General features: G+C 51.8%; 12 protein-coding genes and 1 tRNA gene. 5 read left to right on the forward strand and 8 right to left on the reverse strand.

The annotated features are described in order from the left end of the window. Positions 1 to 763: 763 nt before the first annotated feature. The 5 genes from FW800_RS02335 to FW800_RS02355 all read left to right on the forward strand — a co-directional run bounded on the left by FW800_RS02335 (position 764) and on the right by FW800_RS02355 (position 6223). The gene (locus tag FW800_RS02335; protein ID WP_446436892.1) at positions 764 to 1864 is read left to right on the forward strand and encodes a ParA family protein; all 1101 of its coding nucleotides are present in this window, start codon (positions 764 to 766) and stop codon (positions 1862 to 1864) included. Continuing rightward, positions 1864 to 2556 (forward strand): (p)ppGpp synthetase, encoded by a 693-nt coding sequence (locus FW800_RS02340; RefSeq protein WP_446436893.1) that lies wholly within the window; start codon positions 1864 to 1866, stop codon positions 2554 to 2556. Before FW800_RS02335 ends, FW800_RS02340 begins: the two co-directional genes overlap by 1 nt. 370 nt (positions 2557 to 2926) lie before the next feature. Beyond that, the gene (locus FW800_RS02345; RefSeq protein ID WP_446436894.1) at positions 2927 to 4129 is read left to right on the forward strand and encodes a DUF6884 domain-containing protein; all 1203 of its coding nucleotides are present in this window, start codon (positions 2927 to 2929) and stop codon (positions 4127 to 4129) included. Next, positions 4122 to 5726, forward strand: a complete 1605-nt coding sequence (locus tag FW800_RS02350; RefSeq protein ID WP_446436895.1) for an SIR2 family protein — start codon at positions 4122 to 4124, stop codon at positions 5724 to 5726. Before FW800_RS02345 ends, FW800_RS02350 begins: the two co-directional genes overlap by 8 nt. Next, a complete protein-coding gene (locus tag FW800_RS02355) occupies positions 5723 to 6223 on the forward strand; it encodes a nucleoside 2-deoxyribosyltransferase (protein WP_446436896.1) in 501 nt (166 codons plus the stop codon). Before FW800_RS02350 ends, FW800_RS02355 begins: the two co-directional genes overlap by 4 nt. A 31-nt stretch (positions 6224 to 6254) precedes the next feature. On the opposite strand, the gene FW800_RS02360 is transcribed toward FW800_RS02355, so the two are convergent. From FW800_RS02360 to FW800_RS02395, 8 genes are all read right to left on the reverse strand, one after another. Next, positions 6255 to 6530 (reverse strand): hypothetical protein, encoded by a 276-nt coding sequence (locus FW800_RS02360; protein WP_446436897.1) that lies wholly within the window; start codon positions 6528 to 6530, stop codon positions 6255 to 6257. After that, the gene (locus FW800_RS02365; RefSeq protein ID WP_446436898.1) at positions 6527 to 7507 is read right to left on the reverse strand and encodes an integrase domain-containing protein; all 981 of its coding nucleotides are present in this window, start codon (positions 7505 to 7507) and stop codon (positions 6527 to 6529) included. The genes FW800_RS02360 and FW800_RS02365 overlap by 4 nt, the downstream gene beginning before the upstream one ends. 905 nt (positions 7508 to 8412) lie before the next feature. Beyond that, positions 8413 to 9741 carry a tyrosine-type recombinase/integrase gene (locus FW800_RS02370; RefSeq protein ID WP_446436899.1) on the reverse strand — a complete coding sequence of 443 codons (1329 nt, stop codon included), beginning with the start codon at positions 9739 to 9741 and terminating at the stop codon, positions 8413 to 8415. 164 nt (positions 9742 to 9905) lie between these two features. Beyond that, positions 9906 to 9981: transfer RNA gene (locus FW800_RS02375), tRNA-Thr, on the reverse strand. A 464-nt stretch (positions 9982 to 10445) separates the two neighbouring features. Beyond that, positions 10446 to 11633, reverse strand: a complete 1188-nt coding sequence (locus FW800_RS02380) for a methyltransferase (protein WP_446436900.1) — start codon at positions 11631 to 11633, stop codon at positions 10446 to 10448. Continuing rightward, a complete protein-coding gene (locus tag FW800_RS02385) occupies positions 11614 to 12303 on the reverse strand; it encodes an ABC transporter permease (protein ID WP_032803763.1) in 690 nt (229 codons plus the stop codon). Before FW800_RS02385 ends, FW800_RS02380 begins: the two co-directional genes overlap by 20 nt. Before the next feature lie 38 nt (positions 12304 to 12341). Continuing rightward, positions 12342 to 13037, reverse strand: coding sequence for an ABC transporter permease (locus FW800_RS02390; protein WP_005783890.1), 696 nt, complete (start codon positions 13035 to 13037; stop codon positions 12342 to 12344). A gap of 74 nt (positions 13038 to 13111) precedes the next feature. Continuing rightward, entirely contained in the window at positions 13112 to 13864 is a 753-nt protein-coding gene (locus tag FW800_RS02395) for an ABC transporter substrate-binding protein (protein WP_005783892.1), read from the reverse strand. Between the last annotated feature and the right edge of the window lie 11 nt (positions 13865 to 13875).

The raw sequence follows: 13875 nt of genomic DNA on the forward strand, positions 1-13875 counted from the left end.
AAAATGGATCGGTTAGGCGCCTGCTGGGTTAAGAGCAGGAATTGACTGGATCATTATTGGTTTTATGGGAGCGGCATAATTATTGGCTATCCATAATTTTCTATAAAAGCTTGATTGCTAGCGAAAGGCACTGGCTGAGGTGAGAAGGCGTTCGAGGGCATGCCACGTAGATCGTCGGTGGATTGGATGGCACACGAGGCGCCCGGATTGCAGTGTGTGGAAAAAAGAGGACGTGCGGAAACTACAAAGCCCTCACATTTCTGCGAGGGCTTCGTTTTTGTATGGTGCGGCACCAGACGAACGGTAGTGGTCGGCGGGGCTAGGTTTTCTGTGGGTCTGTAAGTTGATGGAAAATTTGGCGTACCCCAACTAGTAACTATAAATAAATCAGCTAGTTATGGCCTTCAATGGAATCGAATCAGGGATTTTTAAGGCGTCAGCACGTTTTCGACCAGATAGTTGGCGTGCACGCTGAGAGAGAAACTGTCGCTGAAGCTGTCACCAATCGCTATTGGATGTCCATGGACTGCGCTGGAGGCCTTGAAAAATAGCGAGCGGGTGAAGGGAAGCGAACTCTCGGTATCATAATTTTTCAGCCCCTCTCTGGAAAGAATCACTGTCTACCCATTTTTGAGATAGCAAATGGCTATACCTCCATTTACAGTAGAACTTGTTCCATGATTTGGGACCGATGAGGTCCGGGCTAGCCTGAGGAAAAGCCCAAAGATCGACGACGCCGTGATTGAACGCAAAGGAGAAAGTCTTGAAAATTGTTTCCGTTTTCAATAACAAGGGAGGCGTAGGAAAATCGACCCTCAGCTTCCACTTGGCACACGCACTAGCCGAACAAGGCATCAAAACACTCTTGGTTGACCTAGACCCTCAGTCAAATCTGACACTTCAGTGTCTAGCCTCAGAAGATTTGGAAAAGATGTGGAGCGAAGAGGAGCCTTACATTGAGGACTTCCAAGCTGCAGTTGAAGCAAGTGAACAAACTTACGAAGAATTCATCTCAAAACCTCGTTCCATACATTGCCTACTAAAGCCAGTTGAAGATGGTGTATATGAAAGCTTCGTATTGGGCGCAGTGCATGAGATCAATGAAAATCTAGGCCTGATACCGGGCCGACTCAGTCTTCACACATATGAGGACAAGCTTGCCAAATCTTGGAGCGATGCATTCATGGGCGAACCTCAAGCACTGAGGTTGCTGTCTGCCATCAGAGGTTTATGCCTGGAGGCTAGTAAAAAATACGGTTATCAAGTCGCTATACTGGACACGTCACCAAGTCTAGGGATGATGAATAGAGTCATCATTTCGACCTCCACTGGATTTTTTGTCCCTTGCATGCCAGATATGTTCTCCACATTCGGCCTAACTAATATTGGCCTTGCATTGCGCACGTGGAGAACACAGTTTGAAACAATGTATAGCTTACTACCTGATAAAAAGCGGAGCAACTTTCCGGGCCATTTCGTAAAATTTCTTGGTTACACTATATTTAACTCAAAACGATATGCTGGTCAAAACGATTTAGACTTAGCCACCGCGCATTACAGCTACGCAAAAATGATTCCGGATATAATTTCGGAACGGATTCCCCAGGAGTCATATTCACACCTCTCCGGTACTGATATTTCTCAACCGATTGGCGGGAAGGCTATCATGCATTCTCATAACACCTTCCCTGCGATGGCACAAAAATACCGAGTCCCAATGTGGGCAGTGCCATCAACGGACAACTTGCTTTCCGAAGATAAGAGTACTGTTTCTGGAAACAAGGGTGAGTATTTGGCAACACAAGATAAGTATCATACTTTCGCAAGAGACCTGCTCTCGCGCTTGGAAGGGTTGGACGACTAATGCCCGATCAAAACGTAGATGAATTTAACGAAGCCATCCGCCAATCCTACGATGATAATTTTGATGCATTTGATTTATTTCTAAAAAATGTAAAAAACTTTTTTGAAGGCCGTAAGCTTTCAAAAAATGTTCACTCGATCAGACATCGTATTAAAGACGTAGATCACTTTATGGAAAAGGTGAAAAGGAAAAATGCTGAGGACCTAGCAAGAGAACCTGATAACAGGCAGGGGCCGATTACGCCTGAAAATGTATTTGAAAGAATTACCGATGTGGCGGGCCTACGTGTGCTCCATCTTCACACCTCCCAATTCGAGTTCATCCATAATACTTTAATGTCGAAAATCGACGAGGGGGAGTTTACTCTACTAGAGCCACCAAAGGCTTACACTTGGGATCCTGACTCCGGAATCTATTTTGAATCCCTGGGTCTTAAGCGAGAATTGAAAGATAGTTACTACACCAGCATCCATTATGTGCTTCGTCCAAATTCACGAGCAAAAGCAACTTGTGAAGTTCAGATCCGGACATTGCTTGAAGAGGTATGGGGGGAAATTGATCACACAATGAACTACCCCACACCTACAACCGACGAGCACTGCAAAGAGCAAATTAAAATCTTGGCGAGATTAGTAGGTACAGGCACGCATTTAGCTGATTCCATAATGAGACGATATGGCAATCGCGACTAGTGATCGCCATCGTAACAAACCCGCTTTAGTAAGCGGGTTTTTCTACAGCGCCAATCAGCTGTCAGGCTTTAAGTCTTACAAATACCAACGTATTACTAATTGGTGCGCTGACTATTGAGGGTTTCCAAGGTATTAATTGAGACAGCATGCTTTTAGCGTGGAGTGCTGAGTAATATTCAATTCATGCCTCGATATGGGGCGTACTTCCGCATGATGTTTTTGCTGTCTGCTCATATGCGCCTGATCCGGTCGCGATTTTTATGCTCAGGTGACGAAAGTTTATAGTTTTTATTGATTGGTCTTTGTGTTTCTTGATATACTCAGCCAGAGAATTCTATCGCTAACGAAGTCGCAGAGTTTCTAGATTATTATGATTAAAGAAGAAACTTCTCAAGTGGAAATGTTTGAACTTCCCAATGTTGACGTGATTAACTATCTCACTAGTGGCAACGGGCAAGGCAACATAATTCTGATTGGGTGTGGTCGGCGAAAAAAAAGTGGAACACATAAAGCGAAGAATTTGTATTCCTCAAAGAGATTCAAGATTTCATTGTCGATTGCTGAGAACCTCTGTACAAATTTTTTTATAGTTTCTGGAAAACATGGTTTATTGGCTCCGGAAGAAGACATTGAATGCTACGATCTCGATCTAAGAAAGCAGAGTGATGCTTATAAGGCAGATTGGGGTCTGAAAATTGTTGAGCAGCTTCTTGAGTTTCGTGACCGAAAGATAACGATCCTAGCTGATGAAGATTACGCTGGGCTCATATTTTCGGCCAATGTGGTAAGTGGGAGTAAGCTCGATCTGTTGTTGCCGCATGTTGATGTTCAAGAGTGCAACTACCCAATATGGCTTGAGCAAGCTCAGCACATGTCTTTAAGATTGCGCGATATTAAAGCATTTTATGCCTTACTAGCTCAAGCTAGGTTGAATGGTAAAGTTTTTGCGTTTCAAGAGTTGAGCAATCAATTTGTAGGAAAGCGAGGCGTCTACATAATATTGGACCCTACTGAAAAAAATTTTTTAGGCGAGTACTCCCGTGTCGTGAGAATTGGGACTCATGCAGTTAGCGCAGGGTCCAAGGCGACCTTAAGAAACCGGCTTCGAAATCATCTCGGAAAAGCGGATGGAACAGGAAATCACCGCGGATCTATATTTAGATTACACGTTGGCCGCGCGTTGTTGGGGCTTCTTGATAAAGCCGATAGTTTCCCTGCTTGGGGGATAGGTCAAAATGCGGAGTTAACGACGAGGCAGCAGGAGGAGGAGTGGGAGAGGAAAGTTAGCGATTATCTTGCAAGGTTAGAGGTTTTCATAATTCCGATTGACGATGAGGCATCAAAAGACAGTCTCAGAGCGCATGTTGAAACGCAATTAATAGCTTTGTTCAGTGAAGGGTTAAACACCATTGATAAGGCAGGCCAGAGCTGGCTGGGTAATCAGTCTCCTACTAGAATGGTGGTGCAGTCTGGTCTTTGGAATATCCGAGATGTAGGAAAAAAATATAAGCCTGAAGGTCTTGGGGCGATGAGTTATATCGTGAGTATTACAGGGATTGTTAGCGATGAGTGAGCTTGTTGAAGCAATAAAGCGGCAGCCTAGTCTTCCGAGATTTTTATGTCATATTTATCAGCGTCTCAAACAACAACGCCTGAATTTAGTGGCAGGAGCCGGTATATCTATAGACTCCGGTGTCCCATCTTGGTTAGGTCTTCTGGAGTCACTGACGGAACATTCAGAAGCTTTAAAAGAGGATCTGGACGCGCATCGTAAATCAGGGCTTAGCCCCGAATATTTAGGGCAAATAATCTACCATCGTCATCGTCACGACAATGACTCTGGTACTGAAGACTCGAAAGGTGATGCGACCATTAATTATGGATGGGCAGAAGCTATACATGGCGCAATTTACAAAGATGTAACAACTGATATAGAGCAGTTAGTTTCGGATCATCCATATTTAGGGCAGTTGCGCGATCTGACTCGAAAAGTGCCAATGGTAATAAATTTCAATTTTGATGACATATTAGCTCAGGCTGTTGGGAAACAGATTACTGAAGATGGCAAAGGTAATTCGTTTTCTGTGGAGTGGCGACCTACGATTATGGACAGAAAAGACCATACAACTATATATCATGTAAATGGATTGTTGCCGCAAGTCTCCTTGAAAAAGCGAAGTCCTAAGCTTATTTTTACGGAGGATTCTTTTACCGACGCGATTGCAAGGTCGCCTGGTATGAGCGCAGACTATTTGTTAATGCGGTTTATCCAAAATACGATGTTGATCATAGGGCATTCACTCGGAGATGCGTCCTTAAAAAATTATCTTCGACAAAATAAAGATAAGAGTCCGGCGAATCATCATTATATGATTTATTGGATACCAGCTTCAGGTGGCTTATCGGGATCAAGACAGTCGGATATTTTTGAAGCGAATCTAGAACTTTATAATTTAATTACCGTTTTTCTAACGTCTGATGAGATAAATGAATTTCTCTCGGTTCTGAATAAAGATGAACGGGATTTTATTGATTTCTTAGAGTCTGTAGGTGGGGACAAGCGAGCTTGCTATTGTTACTATATTGCCGGTCCAGTAGCGGCAGGGAAGTCATCTCTCTTGGAGCATTTGAGATGCTTTGAGACATATGAAGAGTGGACCCGTCCTCCTCCGAAAGAAATGTATTTATCTTTTAATAAGTTAACACCAGAAGAAACTAGTATGGTGGACGGATTTATTTATAGCGAATTGAAAGAAAAAAATCGTAGGTTAAGTAGGGCTGAAATTGGATTTCACTTCATGGATCGGGCGCCCTTAGATCTCTATGCATTTTCAAAGGATGAGGCTGAAAATAAAGAAAAAACGGTGAAGTTGCGAAGGCTTGTCGTAAACAATAAGAGGTTGCAGGATGGAGAAATCCTGTTCATTTACGCCAAGGGAGAAACATTGGTTGAGCGAAACTATAGTCGCGGGCGGCGTCCAGAGGATGCTGGAAGTGCCCTGTATTACGATGATCAATCCAATGACCTAAAAAAAATATACTCTCCGACTTTTTGCTTGGATACAAACTCACATACAGCTGGGCAAGTGGCTAAGAAAGTTGTGAGGCATGTATTGCTAGGGAAGTATTCGCCAGTTGATTTGAATGCGGTTATGGAGAGATACAAATGAAATCTTTTCAAGCTGAAAAGCAAATATATTTTGCAGCTCCACTATTTAATGATATGGAGCGGTCATTCAATCTGGAGGTTGTGAAGAAAATAGAGCGAAACTTTAGCGTTTTTTTGCCCCAGAGAGATGGCTATTTGTTGCGTGAGTTAGTAGCTTCGGGCATTTCGCTAGAAAGAGCAAGAACCATGGTGTATGAAAATGATTTAATGGCAATTAGAGGTTGTAAGCTTGTTGTTGCTATTTTAGATGGTCGAACGATAGATGAAGGGGTAGCGGTGGAGTTGGGTTTTGCGAAGGCTTTGGGTAAAGTTTGTTTGGCGTTGAAGACAGATGATCGGGCTATGCTTCCCGGGGGTGATAATCCTATGGTCATGTGCAGCTGCGATAAAATATTTTCTTCAATAGAGGAATTGGTCGAAGGGATAAGTCTTTTTGTCTTGAGATTGAAATGCTTGGGGGAAGAATTCGGAACCTCTAAGCGTATTACTCAAATTTGAATTTTCGCTTTGACTGGTTGTTTAGCTTGAGCTAAAGGCTGAATCGCCACGTTTTTCTCAAGCGAAGCGTGAGTAAATTTACGGTCAGCAGATAGTAATAGCGCGTCGAAGCAGAGTGTCGGTTCACGTGCTGATTTAAAAACCACGCGAGATGCTTTCGCTGCCAGGTCCATGGGTTGTCCCGTTGCCAGCGTTCAGAAATAGCCGCTTGAATGGCCTTCGCTTGGCGAAGGTGGCGCTGACGGCTGGCATACGCCCCGTTCAGAATTCCCGCTAAGAACAGCTCCATATCGAACGGTCTGCTCATATTCGACCACCGATGTAGGCCGATGCTACGTCGATTCGACCGTGCCCAAGTTCATAGCTGATTTGTAATCGTGCCTCTTGATCAAGGCGTGGATCAAGCTTGTTGCACTTGCCTCCGTTGATGGGGGCTAGGTGATGGATGACCTGCTCGTAGCGTTCGCATGCATAGGCTGCCCGTAATTCGTGGAAGCCTTTGAGGTTATGCACATGGAGGATATCTCGGGCGGGACGGACGACTTTTTGCTGGAAGTCGAGGTAGCTTTCGTCCGGCGCAATCAGATTGCGGCTACCGTCGGGCGAGACCTGTTCGGCATATCTGAGCGCATCACGAATTTGATCGTCTACCGCGATCCAGCGAGGTGCTGACGCTCCTGAGCGGCCGCCTTTGGTACCGTCCTGAATGTTGATCTTGCCGAATTGTTCGGCCTCACGTTTCAAACGTGGCAGGTCGGCCAAGACGGCCTCGCGCAAGCGCATGCCGGTGGCTCGGGCCAAGCGCACAATGGCAGCGGCGCGCGGTAGTCGGTGTTCGCACAGTGCGTTGACGATCCCCTTAACCTGTTCACGATCCTGGCCTGATGGTGCTGAGATGCGGACGCTGGTGCGCTGCATCCCCAGTGCTTTGCTCGGATTCGGCACTTTCACATACTGATCGCCGCGAAGCGCAGCGAGGGTTCGGTTCACACTGGACAACCGGTTTTGCGCAGTCGCGATGGCCAGCTCACCTCGTTCAACTTGTTGGCGCAGATGTCCGGTGTAATTCAGCAAGGTCTGCCAATTAATCTGCCGCGCATCGTTAAATCCTGGTCCATCCTCCGACCGACACCACTGAACAAACGCCTGCCAGCGATCACTGTGCGCTTTGACCGTCCCGTAATGCCCACCACCAAACAGATCTTTCAGCGCTTGCGGCCCGGCATAGCTCAATTGCCGGCCGTAGCCAAAATTGCGCCCATCCCGTCTACCGACCAATGCCATGATCGAACTCCTCTCGAAGCCAAAACTTTTAAAACCTTCCTCACTTCATCCCGCCAAGAATGCTGAGTGTTATCAGGGATCAAGGCCCCTGCGACCTGTGAGGGTTGTCCACTAACGCGGGACTGGCGGCTCTTTACGACCGGGAGCTTGGGCATCTCATGATCTGGCCTCCTGAACACTTCCGCAGAAGTGGGCGGGTGGAGGCTGCACTGGCTGACGAGACCGGCGCCGCGAGATCCTGAGTCAGGTGAAGGCAGTGATGCGATGACCGGGGCATGCCTGACTGTCAGTCAGGTGCAGTCCATTCCTTGGGCTGCGGCACCATCATCTGCATCGCTGTTGCTGGTGACTTCGGTGTTTGTCACGTCGATTGTCACGAGAGGGAATGCCGCAAAGCCTTGTACGAGTTGGGCTGCAGCAGCGGTAGGAGCGCCCGTCTCTTTCCGGGAGAAAGAGACGGGCGCAGGTTGGCGCAGTGAAATGGCCAAGCGGATAGGTTGCTGCAGGGCAGCTGGGTAGGGTGTGTATTTGCCGCAATGGCAATGATCTGAAGTTGGCATCCATCACTCGGTGAGTGACCGTGCGAGCCGCCGGACGCTAATCGCACTTTGGGTGAACCACCACGGTGTGGCGTAGCCTCAAAGGTTCTGGCTACCTGGGTTGCTGTCGACGACAGCGCTTTGCCCGATCTTTTCTACGCCTGTGGATAATTCGGGTCAAGGCTCGAATTTTCGGGGATTCTGCGGCTGTGGATGAAATTATCCACCAGTGGAAATCAGTAGTTTTCCACAGACAGTTTGTATGGGTTTTAGATTTTTTAAATGAGGTCCATCCAAGCAGGGCGGCTTTGCAGCCCCGCTTGGATGGACCCGCGTGGAAGGGCGGACAGCGGTGATCTCAAAGGCTTACCCACGTTTGGATGCGCCACGGCTATTTTGTAGGGCGGTGATGTTGTTGCCGACTGGGTGAGCGAATTCGTGAGGCGTTACATGGCCGCTGCGATTGGCATCAATATAGTTGCTCCACCACGCCATGATCAGCCGGCGCTGCTCCAGAAATTCAGCTTTGTGGATATACGCGGCGCGCACGCGGTTGCGTTCCTTGTGGCTCATTTGTCTTTCGATGGCTGCGTCGGTCCATAACCCGGACTCCAGCAGGGCGCTACAGGCCATGGTCCTGAAGCCGTGGCCGCACACGTCCTTGCTGGTGTCATAGCCGACGTTGCGGAGCATGGTGTTCACCGTGTTCTCGGACATGGGCTTCCAGTACTTGTGGTCGCCCGGTAGCACTAACTCTGAAAAGCGACTGAGGCTGCGCAGGCGCTCCAGTATTTCGATGACCTGCGGCGAGAGCGGGACCATTTGAATGTCTCCGTTCATCTTGGTCCCCCGTGTGGAGTTGCGTACACCTTCAATCGGTGCGCGCGTATCGGGGATTTCCCACATGGCGCGTTGGAGGTCGAATTCACTCCATCGAGCAAAGCGCAGTTCGCTGGAGCGGACGAACACATGCAGAGTCAGCAGCACGGCAAGGCGCGTCAGCTCGCGGCCGTTGTAGTTGTCGATACGGTGTAGCAGTTCGGGTAGGCGGTTGAGGGAGAGGGCCGGGCGATGGACTGTACGCGGCGCGTGAATCGAGCCTGCCAGATCCAGTGCAGGATTCATGGTGATTTGCCGAGCCCTTTTGGCCCCGCGCATGATGGTGGATAAGTAGTTCTGTACCCTTAACGCCACATCCATGGTGCCGCGTTCCTTGATGCGCTGGGTGATCTCTAGCAGGTCATGGGTATCGAGTTCAGCGATGGGGCGTTGGCCGATCAGCGGGAAGACGTGGGTACGCAGCCGGCTCATCACGGTTTTTGCGTGGCCTTCGGTCCAGCGGCGGGACATGTCTGCGTGCCATTCCAGAGCAACGGTTTCGAAAAGCAGTGCCGCCCGCTGGGCTACGATCTTGGCCTTCTTCTTTTCTTCCATTGGATCGAGGTTGTCGAGCAGCAATGCCTTGGCTTCGTCTCGCTTACGCCGTGCGACTGAAAGGGTAACGATGGGGTAATTGCCGATGATGAGCGTACCTTCCTTGCCGTTGGGCTTGGTGTACTTCAAGCGCCAGGTCTTCACGCCATTGGGTTTGACGAAAAGGTACATGCCGCCGCCGTCGAACAGTTTGTAGGCGCGTTCGCGGGTTTTGGCCGTGCGGCATTGCAGGTCGCTGAGGGGGATCGCTAGACGTGGCATAGGGGTACGCGCTCCTGACCGGGAAATCGCAATACCCCTAACATACCCTCGGGGAAGGGGGATTTTGTTGGATCCCGACAGAGGGTCCTGGAACGAAAAAACCCGCCAAAGGGCGGGTTTTCGGGGCTTCCAGAGCATTCGGTGGAATGCAATGGAGCCTAGTGTGGTGCCGGCACCAGGAGTCGAACCCGGGACCTACTGATTACAAGTCAGTTGCTCTACCAACTGAGCTATACCGGCGTGTTAGGGCGACGATTATAGCGATTGGAAAGGTTCTGTAAACCCCTGAATTCTGACTATTTTTGCAAAAACCAAGGTTTCTTGCGATTAGCGTGTTTTCCACACGGCGTGGCAGCGTAAAAAGCCGTCACTTCGGCGTCAGGCCAGGTACCCCGCGTACCTGAGCGATCCGACGTCCAACGAGGTTCTCCGCCCGCTGAAACCGCCAAAAACCACCCTGCAAAGTCCGCTTTATACGTTTAACGTCTGATGCTTATGCACAATCGGTTGGTAACAGCTGTCACGAAACAGCCATTTTGTGCAGCCGTTCTCAACATGCAGCAACTGCCTGTTTTGCGTGCGTTTTATTTTATGAACAAAAAATGACCAGCCTCGCTTTTGGCGTTCAATGCCGATTGCTACAGCCTCTGCAAAGATTCCATCAACAGAGTTATCCACAGGGCGCGTGCAGGAAATTTTGCACCTTATTCGCGCTGGGCCAGCACCATCAGGTTGCGTGGGGTGAGCGTTGGTTCGCAGAAGGTGCCGACCTCGACGTTGTAGCCCTGTTCGCTCAAAAACAGGGCGCGGTCCAGCACCAGCCACATTTCCAGTGGGCGTCGAAACAAACCCCTTACCAACTCCAGGTTTCGCACTTCGGCCAGGCGCTGCCAGCCGTGGGCTTCGAGCGCCGGCCAGTCTTGTTCACCTGTGGATAAATTCTTGAGGTTTGCCAGCTCGCGGCAGTAGTCGGCAAAGGACTTATCCAGCCAACTGGCGGGCAACGAGGGCGTCGGCAGGTAGTCGTTGCAGCCGCGCAGTTGCCGCTGTAGTCGATCAAAGCCCAGGCGCCGCGCCATGGAGGTGTCCCGTTGCTGGCGCACGCGGTTGCCGGCGGTGACGGTTTCGCTCAGGGGTAATCCCAGATCATCAATCGACAGGGTTAGCAGGGATGCGCGCCCGGCGGCGGACAGTGCCTGGTAGCGCTCGGCATTGATGCGGTTGTAGCAGCAGGGCGCCAGGGCCAATTGTTTGCAGCCAGCGGCGCTGGCCAGTTGCAGCAGGCGCACGTGCAGGTCGCCGCAGGCGTGCAGGGCCACAGGTGTGTGTTCGGGGTCGATCGTTACATCGGCCATCACGTCTTGCAGGCAATGGGCAGCGGGCAAGCCGTGGTGATCGCTCAGGGCTTGGCCGGACGCAATCAGGGCCGGGTCATATTCCAGGCAGGTCAACCGTTGGCCGGGTTGCAGCAGGCGACGGCCAAGATGGCCTTTGCCGGCGCACCAGTCCAGCCAGTGGGCAGGCGTCTGGGCAAAAGTCAGTGCGGCGCCGAAGGCTTCGATCTGTTGCCACTTGCGCCCGGGCACATCCACATTCAAACGGTGGCGAGCGGGGTCAAGGGAGTGGGCGGGTAACTTATCCACAGCACTCAGGCGCAGCGCTTGAGCGGCCAGCTGTGGAAACGGCGCAGGCGCAGGCAGGTCGTGGGGGTGGTTGTGACTGGCTTCGGCTTCGGCCAGCGAGCGCTGGCGCAGCCATCGGGACAGCGCCGGGTGTTCGGCTTCCCAGGGTAAGTGCAGATGAGTAAAGGGCCGTGGTCGCCACAGCCCTTGGTACTCGATCAGGAATGCATCCAGTGCCTGGAAGCGTGCCTCAACGTCCTTGGCACGCATCGACGCGCAGCCACTTTTCCAGCAGTTTGAAACCGCGCACCAGCACGTAAGCCATCAGCAGGTAGAACAAGCCTGCGGCGAAGAAAATCTCTACCGGCAGGTAAGTGCGGGCAATGATGGTGCGCGCCATGCCGGTCAGTTCCAGCAGGGTCACGGTACTCGCCAGGGCACTGGCCTTGAGCATCAGGATCACTTCGTTGCTGTAGGCCGGCAGGCCGATGCGTGAGGCGCGGGGCAGGATGATGTAGAACAGCGTTTTCGGTTTGGACATGCCCAATGCCCGCGCTGCTTCGATCTCGCCCGGCGGAATGGCCTGGATTGCACCGCGCAGGATCTCGGCAATATAAGCGGCGGTGTGCAGGGTCATGGTGGCAGTGGCGCACCAGAACGGGTCGCGCAGGTACGGCCACATGAAGCTGTTGCGCACGGCATCGAACTGCGCCAGGCCGTAATAGACCAGGAATAACTGCACCAGCAGCGGCGTGCCACGGAAGAAGAAGATGTAGCCATAGGGCAGGGCGCTCACGTACCAACGGCGCGAGGAGCGCGCGATACCCAGTGGAATCGCCAGCAGCAGGCCGGCGATCACGGCGATTGCCACCAGCTCCAGGGTCAAAGTCGCGCCCTGGGCCAACTTCGGCAGCCACTTGATGATCACGGCCCAGTTCAGGCCCAGGTCAAAGTGCGATAGCCAGCTGTAGTCGCCGCTCATTGGGTGCTCCTTGCAAAGCCGCGGGCGGCGCGTTTTTCCAGGAAGTGCATGCTCGTCATCGCCAGTACGGTCAGGCCCAGGTACATGAACGCTGCGACCATGAAGAAGGTGAATGGCTGCTTGGTCACGGTCACGCCGATTTGCGCGTGGCGCATGATCTCTTCAAGGCCGATCACCGACACCAGTGCGGTGTCCTTCATCAGGATCATGAACAGGTTGCCCAGGCCCGGCAGAGCGATACGCCACATCTGCGGCATGATCAACCGGGTGAAAATCCGAAATTTCGACAGCCCCAATGCCACACCGGCTTCGCGGTGGCCCTTGGGAATGGCGAGGATCGCGCCGCGAAACACTTCGGTGGCGTAGGCGCCGAAGCACAGGCCCAGGGCGATGACGCCGGCGGCGAAGGCACTCAGCGACAGGTCGGGGTTGCCAAAAAACTCACCCAGGGCTCGCATCAGGTTGACGGTGCCGAAGTAAATCAGCAGCACCCACAGTAATTCGGGAATACCGCGAACGATGGTCGAATACGCACCGCCCAGCCATTGCAGCGGCTTGTACGGCGAAGTCTTGGCCAAGGCGCCGGCAAGGCCGAGCACCAGCCCCAGGCACAGGGCCGTGAGCGCCAGTTTGACGGTCATCAGCGCGCCGGCGGCGAGGGCCGGGCCGAATCCGTAGAGATCGAAATTCATGGTGTTTTCATATCGCGGCAGGCATTGCTGAAAGCCGACGCGCTCACAGGAGCGCGCCGGGCAGGCCGTTCAGGTCATTCGATGCTGAACGGGAAGTACTTGTCGTTGATCTTTTTGTAGGTGCCGTCTGCCTTGATCTCTGCCAGGGCTTTGTTCAGGCGCTCGCGCAACGGGTCGCCCTTGCGTACGGCGATACCGATCTTGTCGCTTTCCACCACCGGGTCGCCTTTGAACTCATAGGCCGAACCATCTTTGCTCTTGAGCCACTCGTACTGCACGTACTTGTCGGCGAGGATGCCGTCAAGGCGACCGGAGGTCAGGTCGAGGTAGGCGTTTTCCTGAGTGTCGTAGAGCTTGGCTTCGGTGTCCGGCAGCTTGTCTTCCAGGTAGGTACCGGCCAGCGTTGCACGCTGTGCACCGATCACCTTGCCCTTCAGGTAAGCGGCGTCAGTCTTGAAGTCTGCCGTGGCTTTTGGCGCGATGAACTGCAGCTTGTTCGAGTAGTACGGGTCGGTGAAGTCAACCGCTTGCTTGCGCTCATCGGTGATCGACAGCGAAGACACCAGGAAGTCGAACTTCTTGGCGTTCAAGGCCGGGATGATGCCGTCCCAGTCGGACACATACACTTCGCACTTCTCGACTTTCATCTTGGCGCACAAGGCGTCGCCGATGTCCTTGTCGAAGCCCACTACGTTGCCGCTGGCGTCTTTATTGTTGAAGGGCGGGTAAGCCGCTTCGATCCCCATTTTCAAGGTTTCTGCCATGGCCGTGGCGCTGAACGCCATCGAGACGGCCGCGGCCAGAAGGAATTTCTTATAGGTCTGCATGCATGTTGCTC

This window comes from Pseudomonas sp. 910_23 (assembly GCF_052850795.1).